An 11,650-nucleotide genomic window follows, 5' to 3' on the forward strand; every position below is an offset into this window, starting at 1 on the left:
GGTTAGCTTATCTGATTAGAAATAACGTGGTGATCTTGATACTTTTCTTGGTAGATTGATATCAAAGTTGATAAATATCTCATGGGATGAGTTAGTTACAACATCTAATTGTGAGTTAACACTGTCATATGCATAACCGATTCTTAAGTTTGGTGCTACTAAAAAGTTAACCATACCACTAAACGAATCGTCTAAACGGTAACCTGCGCCTACTTCTACAAAATCATACATAAATAGGTTTAGATTAACATCATAAGTCACTGGTGAACTAAACGCTAGCTTTGTCATTACATGTGGCTTTAACTTAAAGTTCTCTGATAAGTCAAAAACATATCCTGCAGCTAAAAATGCGTGTTGGGTCTCTGACCCTATTTTAAACCCATTAGCATCTAAGTGTACAGATTCTAAAATATTTGGCATCGATGCAGAAATGTAATACTTGTTTGGCTTATAAAAATATAAACCTGCTCCTATATTTGGTGTGACTTCATTGATGTTTTCTGAATAGAAAGGATCGTTTGGATCTAATACTTCTACTGAAGTTAATCCAATGTCATGAAAAGTAGCTCCTGCTTTTAATCCAAATGCTAATTTTGTTCCTGTCCCTACCGGTAAGGTGTATGAGAAATCTACATACGCATTAGTCTCGTTTACTGGTCCTACTTCGTCACTTATTAAGGATAAACCTAAACCTACACGCTTACCTACTGGCGAGTGTATGGTTAAGGTTCCTGTTGATGGTGCTCCTTCTAAACCTACCCATTGGCTTCTGTAAAGTGCGCCTATGGCAACACCTTCGTATGAACCCGCGTAAGCTGGATTGACCACATTCATGTTATACATGTATTGTGTGTATTGTGGATCTTGCTGTGCTTGTGCTTGCAATGCAAAGAGCAAAGCGAATAGGATATATATTTTTTTCATTATATCTGTATTGGTTGTATGATTAGTTTATTATCTGTTTATGTATACCCAAGCGGCTTTTTGTTTGCTTCCTTGATACTTCATGACAAAGTAGTAAGTCCCTACTGGTAACTCTTCTCCGTCATTTGATTGACCATGCCACTCATTGCTGTAAGAATCTTTAGAGTATACTAACGTACCATAACGGTTATAAATCTCTAAGCGTTGTACATCAAAACTGCTTAAGTCAAAGTTATCGTTAAATCCATCATTATTTGGTGATATACCTTGTGGGATAACACAACTCTCTAATTCAAAGACATCTACTGTTGCTGTGTTTGAACATTCTGTATCATTAAAAGTAACCTCAATGGTATAAGTACCTTCTGTTAATACGGTATCTAAATCTAAGCTGTTCTCGCCTGATATTATATTATCATTTTGGTCATACCATACAATACTTACCTCGTTAGACATGTAATTATCCGGTATCGCTGTTACTGTTATAGGTGTTGTAGCGTTTGGACATACCTCGTAAATTACATCTGTGTCAAAACTTGTTTCTGGTTGAATACCAAAGAATAAGTCAAATGTAGTTGTTTCAAAACAACCATCTGCATTTTCAGCTCTTACGTAAATTGTCGTAGCGCTTGATGCATAATTGGTAATGTTTGTTATTGCATTTGTACTTGTATCTGCATCTGTTTGGTCTAAATAGTAGCTAAAAGTTAACCCTTCTTGACCATTTGCTAATAAGGTTTCATTTGCTGTTAAGTCATAATCTGCTATACCGTCGTCATTATTATCACATCCTAATATGTCTTCAGGTGTTCCTAATACAGGTTTTGGAGCTAAATCAATATTAAAAGTTTCAACTTTATAACATCCAGTAATATCATTAGTTAATCTAACAAAAATCACTGCTGGTCCAGAAGTATAACTTGTCGGGTTTGTAATAATATTAGTTTGATCTATTGCATCTTGTTCTGTCTCATAATAATCAACAGTAATATCTGTTTGAGTACCTAAAATAATAGATTCGTTTTCAGTTAAATCAAAGGTTGTTATTCCTGTGTTGTCAGTATCACAAGCTGTAATAGTTGGAATGTCACCTACCTCTACTTCAGGGTTAGGGAAAAATTCAACTACAATATCATCAGAATAGAAACACGCAGTACTAACACCAGCAAAAGTGATATCTACTTGGTAAACTCCGTCTTCTGTTACAGTTAAAGATGTACCGTTTTCTCCAGGTATTGGCTCTGTTATTCCGTTATCAACAGTATACCATGTAATAGTAGCGTTAGTTGGAGGTGCAATACCTAAATCTAAAACAACATCGTCACCTTCACATGATGCGGTTCCATCACTAATTAATATATCATTACCTAAATCTATTGTACCAATATCAAAACTACTTGCTTCTAAAAATACTGCAGAATCATAAGCAGTATCACCATCATCAGCAATTACTAATTTAATATGATAAGGATTATTAGGGATAACTGTAGAAGACGCTGTTAAAGGGACAGTTCTTCCTCTAAAGTCAATCGGACTTGCAATCGGGTTAGAACCTACTCCAGGATAATCAAAAACGTCAGAATAAAAATCGAAAAGAGCAGGATTAGATGATGCACAACCACCATTATATGCATTATCTCTAATAGTTAACACAGAGACTGGTGTAGTTGTGCCAGGTACTACAGCTAAATTAGTAGTTACTCCAGTAGTTAAATCGGTTAATAAGAAAACAAATGCATCAGAAAAACTACATTGGAAAGTACCATATTCTTCCGAAGCAAAGATGAAGTTAAATGACATTTGATCAATTAAAGGAGTAAAATCAAACTCTAAAACAGAAGCATTATTTGTAGTACCTTCATTAATAACAGCTTCTAAATCTGCATCACCTGGCCATCCAAATCCGCCACCACTTTGAGTTCCTGTTTCAGGTCCAGGTACATCATTTATGTTTCCTGTACTTAAAACTATTCCGCTTTGGAAAGGGAATGAAGATCCATTTCCATCAAAATATCCTATACCATTATCTGTTCCAAAATCAGCACCAGAAGACCAAGTAACATTATTTACAATAGCACAAGGAGAATTAACTAAAACGTCTGTAACTAACTCAGGTACTGTGTATTGAGTGTCATTTGTTGTTATTGGTGGAGGAATTGTAAATACACATAAATCAAAACTCACATCTTGAAAAGCTATATCACTATCTGTATAAATTCTTATGTAATAAGTGGTGCCTACAGTTAATCCATTAGCAATACTAGAATTACCTGTTTCGCAATATAGATTAGTAAGGTTATTACAATCTGTACCTTCAAATAATCCGTGGTTTAAGTTTGTAGTATCTCCAACAATGTTAGTGATATCAATACCATGATCTGTAGCTGTAGCTGTAAACTGGAACCAAACATCATCATTTGTTGTACCTGGGCAAGTGTTAACTTGTGAAGATGTTGTAGCTCCGTAAAGCGAAGCGCTAGTTATATTTGTACAGTTTTCATCAGGGTTAGGTGTTACAACTATTGCGTTTGAACACTCATCATTTGCAGGTGGACAAACAGGTACATTTAATGTAGCACTAGTTACAACACAATTATTATCATCCGTATTTGCAACAGTTACAATAACATCAGTATCTAAAGGATAAGGACCAATTTGAGTTGTGCCTGTACCAGAAACCACAATAGGAGTACTACCTTGGTTGTCTGTTATTGTTAGAGAGTTAGAATCTCCTGCATCTGTCACGTTAACATCAACAAAAAACTGATTATTACCATTTGAGCAATCTGTAATTGTCGTAAAGTCTACTGTTTGATAAATACAAGTAGCACAACTTACCGTTACATCAATAGATGTATAACCTTGTGACCCACAATCGAAAATCCCATCAGACTGTACCTGAAATGAAATTGAAGAACCAGTAGATTGATACTGGATACCACTTAAATCACCTCCGTTGCCATAAGGTGTTGCTGCATTTAAATCAGTTGTTCCGTCAGAGTCTAAAACTACTAGTTCGTCCCAGTTCTGTTCTACTTGACCAGCATTAAACGTTATGTTTAATGGTGTTGTACCGTCTGCACTTGTAAATGTGAATACATTAGTATCATTACTTTCATAACAATAAGTTAGTGTTTGTGGTCCACCATTAACACAATCTAATACAAAATTGGTTTGTACTGGTGTTGTGAAAAAAATTGGTCCTGCCCATACACTAGTATCTGCACCACAAATTGCTTGTACATATACTTCATAATCTGTTTGAGGTGTTAGTGCTGATTCTGAAACTGTTGTTGTTCCAACTGTTGTTCCTGAAGTTGGTGTTCCTGTTCCTGCTGGTTGTACTACATAGTTCCATTGTGTTTCTGATCCACTTGGTGTCCAAGAAATATCTGCTGAAGTTGCTGTAATATTCGAAGCTGTTAAGTTTGTTGGTGCAATACAGAACGTTCCACAAGTTTCTACTTGTATTTGATCAATAGCTATATCACCTTCAAATCCTGTTCCTGCGCCTCCGTAGCTAAATTCTACATAAATTACTTGTCCTAAATAAGCATCTAAGTTTATACCTATTGGTACCCATGCTTCTGTAGCGTCTGTTTGGTAGTCTCCTATCCAAGTGTATTCTGTTGTGAATGGTCCTGTTGGAGATGTAGACACACCTACATTTAAAGTTCCTATATCATCACCAAATGCATGCATATAAAATGATAACTCTGCACCATCTACCGCTGGTGTTAAATCTATTGCTGGTGAAATGGCTGAGGCTATATCTGAAGCACTACCAGATGCTTCATATTCTAAGTGCGCTCCTGCATTACCATCCCATGTTACGTTTGGTCCCGTTCCAAATGAATTTCCGTTTTCTGTTGTAATACGCCAATTTCCATTAGAACCATCAAAACCTGTTCCTGTCCATCCTGCTGGTGCTGTTCCTGAAGTTGCTCCAAAAGTTTCTGTAAACACAAAAGTAGATCCTCCAGAAGAACATGTTACACCTAATGGTGGTGGCGGTGGTGTGTTTAATGTTGTAAAGTTTATTGGTCCTGCCCAAACACTTGTACCGTTACCACAATCTGCTAATACATAAGCTTCATAAGCAGTACTCGAGTTTAATAATGTTGCAGTATATGGGTTTGTTGTTACAGCTGTTCCTGCTCCTGTTGGCACGCCTGTTCCTGCTGGTTGTACAACTACTTCCCAAGCTGTTTCTCCATTGTTAGCTGTCCAAGAAATATCTGCTGTAGTATCTGTAACATTTGCTACTGCTAATCCTGTTGGAGCTACACAAAAGTTACCACAAGTTTCTACTCTTACTTGGTCTATAGCCATATCGCCTTCCCAAGTCTCTCCTGTTCCTACATAACTAAATTCTATATAAATAACTTGACCTAAGTAAGCGTCTAAGTTTATACCTATTGGTACCCATGCTTCAGAAGCAGAGGTTTGATAATCTCCTATCCAAGTATATTCTGTTGTAAATGGTCCTGTTGCAGACGTAGATACACCCACGTTTAAAGTTCCTATGTTTGAACCAAACGCATGCATATAAAAGGATAACTCTGCACCGTCTACTGCAGTTGATAAATCAATTGCTGGTGTAATTGCTGAAGCCACATTAGTAGTATTACCTGAAGCTTCATATTCTAAATGTGTTCCTGCGTTACCATCCCATGTAACATCTGGACCAGTTCCTGAAGAGTTTGCACTTACGCCTGTAATATCCCAGTTACCATTACTATCTGCAAAAGTTGTTCCTGTCCATCCTGATGGTACATAGTTTGTATCATTTCCAAAATCTTCTGTAAAGATAAATGTTGATGTTCCACTAGAACATGTTACACCTACTGGTGCTGGTGGTGGTGTGTTAAACGTTGTGAAGTTTACTGGTCCTACCCAGTTACTAAACCCATCAGTATCACAATCAGCTCTTACATAAACTTCATAAGCTGTACTTGGTGTTAAACCACTTGCTGGATAAGGGTTGTTAGTTGATGTTGTTGTACCATCTGTTGTTGGCTCTCCTGTTCCTGCTGGTTGTATCCAGATTTGCCATTCAGTCTCTGATCCGCCTGCTAACCATGTTATATCTGCAGTGGTATCTCCTGTTGTGACAGCAGTTATACCTGTTACGTCTGGACATGCTGGTGGCATTTGAGAATATAGTGTTGGAGAACTAAAACACATTCCCCATCCCCAAATTCCTCCATCATCATAAAAGAGACGGTATTTGAAACCAGATAACTGTGTTGCTGTAAAACCAGCTATGTTTAATTGGTCTGTAGTGTAAGCCTCAGATGTTCCTGCACAAAAATCATTTGTTGGTGGTGTAGTTGTATCTGCTTGAATTGGTGATCCCCATGGATTCCATGTTCCTGCATCTGCATCCCAATATTCAACTCCAATAGCGTCAGAACTAATCCAGTTGAAAACATAATCTGTGTCTACAAATAGCCAAGTTTCGCCTGCACTAAATGCTGCTGTTAAATCAATTACTGGTGATTCTGCTTGTATGGCATCTGTGCTACCACTACCTGCATCATCATCATCAAATGCAAAGTTTGCTGTTGTTGTAGGGTCTGCTTCAAAAGCTGTAGGATCTGTATTGTAGCTTCCAGTTACAGTCCAATTGGTATTGGGCCAGTTTGCTGGCTGATTAATTACCTGAGCTTGTACAATTATACTAAATAATAGTAAAATTAGGAGAGTAGTTTTTTTCATAGGTATGAAATGATTGTGTTAGTTTAATTTATATGATAAACATCCCAAAATTTCATTTGGAATCTTAAAGGTATATTTTTTTATGAGACTATCTAAATTCAGATAGATATAATGCTCTTTTTTTCGTTGAAATGTTAGTGTTTTGTTAAAATCGGTATTTAATTTTCTGTGTTTTTACTGTTTTAATGAGAAATTTCTATGGTTTTTTTGATTTCGTTGCCGAATTCGTCGGTGACTGTAATTGTATATTTACCTTCTTTTGGTCGTATAGACATGTTGTGGATTGTAGTTGTTTCACCTAAAAAAATATGGTCTAAATACCAATATAATTTAGTATTTGGTTTAGAGTGTGTAACTTTTAAAATCAGATCGTTAGTTTTTTCATTGAAATCTTTAGGTAGAAAAATCTTTTTGATATCTTTAGGATAGATAAATTCCATTGTTTCTTTTTTAGAATTAATGCAATCCTCTCTAAAAGCGGGTAAGGGTTTGTAAAATGGATGTTTGTCTTTATAGTAGTAAGCCATCAAAGGAGGTAAAACGAACCAAGATGTGTTTTTAATTTCGTTTATGTTTTCACAAGAAGAATTAACTTGAAAACTTTCAGTTTTATCCAAGTGTATTAATTTGTGATAAGGACAAGCTTCTGTCTTTAAGCCACTTTTTTGTATGTATTTTTCATCTATTTTAACACAATTAACAGAAGCTCTATAACCGCTAACAGCGCATATATTTACCTTTTCCATTTCATCAAAAGGTTTTTGAAACCATTGACTATTAGGTAATAAATCAAACACATCAAAAAGTATTGGTGCAGCTGTTTGTACACCAACTAAGCCAGGTCTTCCTTCTCCATCTGCATTACCAACCCAAACACCAACTACATAATCTTTTGTAGTACCTATAGCCCATGCGTCTCTAAAACCATAGCTAGTTCCTGTTTTCCAAGCAATTTGTTTAGAATTATCAAAAAACTCCCAATTATCATCACCTTCAGGTCGGTTTACTTCTTTTAAGCTTTCATAAGTTAAGTAGATGGAAGCGGCATCAAAAAGAGTTTTTTCATTCGATTTTTTACCGAAGTCAATTTCTTCATTTTCAAAAAAAGTTGGTTCGCAAAACTCATTACTAAAATATTCGCTTGAAGTTTCGTTAAAATGATTAATGGTTGAAGAAAACGCCGCATAACTTTTACATAAGTCCCAAAGGTTACTTTCTGCTCCACCAAGAACCAAAGATAATCCGTAGTGGTTAGCATTAAATCTAATATCTTTAAGGTTAAGATTTTTTAAATAATAATGAAATCTGTCCAAGCCAAAATCTTGTAACATTCTAACAGCAGGAACGTTTAAAGATCTTGATAAAGCTCGTTTTGCTGGTACAGCACCATCAAACTCTTTATTGAAATTCTCTGGAGAATAATCGCCAAATTGTGTTGGTACATCTGCAACTAAAGTATTTGGTAAAATATCACCAGCGTCCAGCATTGCAGCATATAAAAAAGGTTTTAAAATACTACCAGTGCTACGAGGTTTGTTTATAATATCTACACTGTTTTGATGATTTTTATCCGTTGGAGCATTACCTACATAGGTTAAAACTTTTCTAGTTTTTACATCCAAAATAAGGACTGAAATATTATAAATTTCATTTTGTTTTAATGTGTTATAATGGTTAAAAACAATAGAGTTAGTTTGCTGTTGAAGTCTCTTGTTAACACTAGTTTTAATGCGTTGTCCTTTATCGGTTTTTGCAATAGTTTGCAGTAAATGTGGCGCAATTTGTGGTAAAGGATAGGGTTTTTGTGGTAATCCTTCGGATATTGATAGTCTGTAAGTTAGGCTATCAATAGTTTGATTATCTAAAAGCTTTTTTAGTAATCTATTACGTTTGTTTAATAGTTGTAATTGGTTTTTACCAGGATATATCAAACTTGGTGCATTTGGTAAGACTGCTAATGTTGCACTTTCTGCCCAAGATAAATCTTCAGAATTTCTATTAAAATATCGCCATGAAGCTGCATCTAAACCAACTACATTTCCACCAAAAGGCGCATGACTGGCATACAATGCTAAAATTTCATCTTTATCGTATCTTAATTCTAGTCGCGTTGCTAAGATAATTTCCTTAAACTTTTCCCAGTAAGTACGTCGTTTTCCTTTTCGCGATAAGCGTATAACTTGTTGTGTAATGGTACTTCCGCCTCGTTTAATTTCACCAGAATTTATATTTTCTTTTAAAGCTTTAAAAATTGAAATTGGATTAAAACCAGGATGATTGTAAAAATACTCGTCTTCAAAAGCAATAATGCAAGTTTTAAATTTATCAGGAACCGAATCATTTTCAGGAAAACGCCATTGTCCATCATCTGCAATTAAAGCGCCTAATAACTCGTTTTTATTACTTGTAATTACCGTTGCAGTTGGATCTTTAAAAAGGTGTTTTGGTAAGCAAAAATAGTAAGCTACAAGTAGTAAAAACAACACAATGGTTTTCTTTTTATTGTTTTTAAAATAGGCTAACAGTCTTTGCATTAAAAAGTTATAGTTTATAACAAAGTTTTAAAAAGTGAATTTAAGCATTTAACATTAAAAATGACTAATTAATATTTATCTTTAAAACGTGAAAAACGATAAGTTACTTCTTAAAATAATTATAATTTTTATTGTTCTATTTTCTTTTGAAGATGGATACGCTCAGTTAGGTTTTTGTAACGGAAATTCTGGAGATCCAATCTTCACAGAAACCTTTGGGACAGGTACAACACAAACACCTTTGCCAGCAGGTACAACAACTTATACCTTTTCTTCTGCAACACCAAATGATGGGTTTTATACAGTTTCAAGTTCAACTGCGTTTTTTGATTGGCACGATGTATCAGATCATACAGAAGGTGATAGTAATGGGAAATGCTTAATTGTAAATGCAGATTTTACTGCTGGCGAATTTTATAGAACAACAATTACAGGACTTTGTGAGAATACATCTTATGAGTTTTCGGCATTCTTAATAAACCTTTCAAGAAGTACGGGTTGTGGAGGAAATAACATCCCAATAAACGTAAGGTTTGAAATTTGGGATGATACCGATACTACACTTCTTGCAAGTGGTGACACAGGAGAAATTGACGCACAAGCCACACCAAATTGGGAGCAGTATGGATTAGTTTTTCAAACATTACCAGCGCAAACCGAAGTGATTTTAAAAATGAGAAATAATGGCGCAGGTGGTTGTGGTAACGACCTTGCAATTGATGATATAGTTTTTAAATCATGTGGAGATAATGTAACCATAGAAGATACAAGTAATGAAAGTGATGTTTTTATTTGCGAAACACAAACGCCTTATAATTTAAACTTACAAGCTAATCCAGACGGAACAATATTTAATACATATGCATATCAATGGGAAACCTCTACAGATGGTATAAATTGGACAGAAATTGTAGGTGAAACCAATCAAAATTTAAACATCAATGTTAATACAACATCTTTATACCGTGTCAAAGTAGCCGAAGATGCTATAAACCTAGCTAATGCTTTGTGTAATGTGATTTCGGATGAATTTTCTATCACGATAGTACCAACACCATCAGCACCAGTTAGTAACGGAGATATCACAATTTGCGAAAACGAAAATCAACCTTTAGAAGTTACTGTACCAACAGATGTAACAGTAAATTGGTACGATGCTGTTTCTGGAGGAAATTTACTTGAAGAAAATAACACCAGCTTTTCACCAGAAAATGAAGGTGTTTATTATGCTGAAGCCATTTCAATTAACGGAAATTGTATTTCAAACATACGAACAGCAGTAACACTTACTTTTTCCCAATCGTCACAAGTTTTTGATGAAGCAGTCTTTTTCTGTCAAGATGAAAGTGTTGAAATAAGTGCAAACATCAATAACATGAGTTACATTTGGAATACAGGGGAAACAACCGAAAGTATTACAGTTTCAACCGAAGGTATTTATACTGTAGACGTCACAAATCTTGATGGTTGTACAGTGACAAAAACAATTGATGTTATACAATTAGATGCACCGATAATAGCTGAAGTTTTTACAGAAAATAACGACTTAATAATTACTACCGAAAACGAAGGTGATTTTTCTTATTCTTTAGACGGAATTAACTATCAAAACGCTCCAGTTTTTGAAAACCTTGAAGGAGGAAGATATACCGTTTACGTTAGAGAAAATAATGATTGTGGCATAGATACTCAAACCTTTATTCATTTTATAGTACCAAAATTTTTCACGCCAAATAATGATACTTACCATGATACTTGGCGATTAAAAGGCATAGAATTTTATGCATCTTCTGAAGTGCAAATTTTTGACCGTTACGGTAAATTACTTTTTTATCGAAAGAACAAACCAATTGCTTGGGATGGAATGTTAAGAAAACAACCATTACCAACTTCAGATTATTGGTATGTTATTACCATTAATGGGCAACGTCGCGTTGGACATTTTACGTTGAAGCGATAAAAGAATTTAGTTTAGGCTATTCAAAAAGGCTTTTAATTCGTCAATTTTTTGAGAACCAATTAAAAACTTTTTACCGTTTTTAAGTTCTATGGCTAAGCCCATTTTTCCTTTAATGTTGTAAACGGTTCCGTAATTGGTCCATAATCTAATTCCCCAACCGCCAACAAAACCATAATTTACAATTTGTGCTTTTTCAACTTCAGACCATTTTACAGCTCTTTTGGTTAACGGGAAGAAGTGTATTTTAATGTCTTGTTGCGTGATTTCGGTACGTAATTGTATCATCCAGAAAAAAGCAATTAAAGCAAAAACAAAAACAGAAAATACAATAAGTCCTTCATCAGACATATGCTTATCTCCCATAGGCTCTCCTAAATAAAGTTGCTTGTAAATACCAACAACAGGTAAAACACCAATACTTAGTAAGATTAGCCAAAGCCACCATTGTGTAAATTTTTGTTTTTCTGTGAATTGTTTTTTCATAGTTTAATAATATAAAAAGATTCCCGCT

Annotated in this window: 5 protein-coding genes; 1 reads left to right on the top strand and 4 read right to left on the bottom strand. The window is 35.0% G+C overall.

Annotation, left to right across the window (positions count from 1 at the left end; translation table 11 throughout):
- Window positions 1-15: 15 nt before the first annotated feature.
- From INR78_RS05930 to pbpC, 3 genes are all read right to left on the bottom strand, one after another.
- Window positions 16-924, bottom strand: coding sequence for a type IX secretion system membrane protein PorP/SprF (locus INR78_RS05930; RefSeq protein WP_223077622.1), 909 nt, complete (start codon window positions 922-924; stop codon window positions 16-18).
- Window positions 925-954: 30 nt separating this feature from the next.
- Complete coding sequence (locus INR78_RS05935; protein WP_223077874.1) at window positions 955-6,645, bottom strand: choice-of-anchor L domain-containing protein; 5,691 nt, start codon at window positions 6,643-6,645, stop codon at window positions 955-957.
- A gap of 182 nt (window positions 6,646-6,827) precedes the next feature.
- Window positions 6,828-9,179 carry a penicillin-binding protein 1C gene (pbpC, locus tag INR78_RS05940; protein WP_223077875.1) on the bottom strand — a complete coding sequence of 784 codons (2,352 nt, stop codon included), beginning with the start codon at window positions 9,177-9,179 and terminating at the stop codon, window positions 6,828-6,830.
- An 88-nt stretch (window positions 9,180-9,267) separates the two neighbouring features.
- On the opposite strand from pbpC, the gene INR78_RS05945 reads away from it, so the two are divergent.
- Window positions 9,268-11,139, top strand: a complete 1,872-nt coding sequence (locus INR78_RS05945) for a T9SS type B sorting domain-containing protein (RefSeq protein WP_223077876.1) — start codon at window positions 9,268-9,270, stop codon at window positions 11,137-11,139.
- Window positions 11,140-11,145: 6 nt separating this feature from the next.
- On the opposite strand, the gene INR78_RS05950 is transcribed toward INR78_RS05945, so the two are convergent.
- Entirely contained in the window at window positions 11,146-11,622 is a 477-nt protein-coding gene (locus INR78_RS05950) for a hypothetical protein (protein WP_223077877.1), read from the bottom strand.
- Window positions 11,623-11,650: the final 28 nt, after the last annotated feature.

This window comes from Mesoflavibacter sp. SCSIO 43206 (assembly GCF_019904215.1).
GTDB classification, from domain to species: domain Bacteria; phylum Bacteroidota; class Bacteroidia; order Flavobacteriales; family Flavobacteriaceae; genus Mesoflavibacter; species Mesoflavibacter zeaxanthinifaciens.

Bases quoted from the DNA above. Each gene is read 5' to 3' on its own strand.
- INR78_RS05930 (WP_223077622.1), bottom strand. From the start codon at position 924: ATGAAAAAAATATATATCCTATTCGCTTTGCTCTTTGCATTGCAAGCA.
- INR78_RS05935 (WP_223077874.1), bottom strand. From the start codon at position 6,645: ATGAAAAAAACTACTCTCCTAATTTTACTATTATTTAGTATAATTGTA.
- pbpC (WP_223077875.1), bottom strand. From the start codon at position 9,179: ATGCAAAGACTGTTAGCCTATTTTAAAAACAATAAAAAGAAAACCATT.
- INR78_RS05950 (WP_223077877.1), bottom strand. From the start codon at position 11,622: ATGAAAAAACAATTCACAGAAAAACAAAAATTTACACAATGGTGGCTT.